This window comes from Deltaproteobacteria bacterium CG11_big_fil_rev_8_21_14_0_20_49_13 (assembly GCA_002796305.1).
In the GTDB taxonomy this organism is placed as follows: domain Bacteria; phylum UBA10199; class UBA10199.
On the sequence record PCWZ01000080.1, the window covers coordinates 656 to 994 of the forward strand.

The following is a 339-nucleotide window of genomic DNA, read 5'->3' on the forward strand; positions in this document are numbered from 1 at the left end:
AGCAGCGTCTCTCTAGGCGCGGATAACACTGACTCTGGGCGCGGAGATGTAACCGCCAGTGCATCTAGAATCGTATCAATGTCCGCGGGGTCAAACAGCATCACAGTCGTCGGAAGCCGTCCTGGAAACAGCAGAATTGCTTCTACTGTACCATCAGGAGCTCGAAGAGTTACCGTATAATTATCTAGATTTACTGAGGTGATGATAAATTCACGTGTTTGGCCAGGCGGAACACGGCCTTGAAGCACAATAGCATGGCATTTTGCGCCATCGGATGTTTTAACAATTACTACTTTCTCTGCGTCTTCGCCCGAAATACTCATATGCTCCATAGCAGTT

Annotated in this window: 1 pseudogene (running past both ends of the window); it reads right to left on the reverse strand. The window is 48.4% G+C overall.

Annotation, left to right across the window (positions count from 1 at the left end):
* Positions 1-339: pseudogene (locus COV46_07815) on the reverse strand (hypothetical protein) (it extends past both window edges: 655 nt to the left, 806 nt to the right).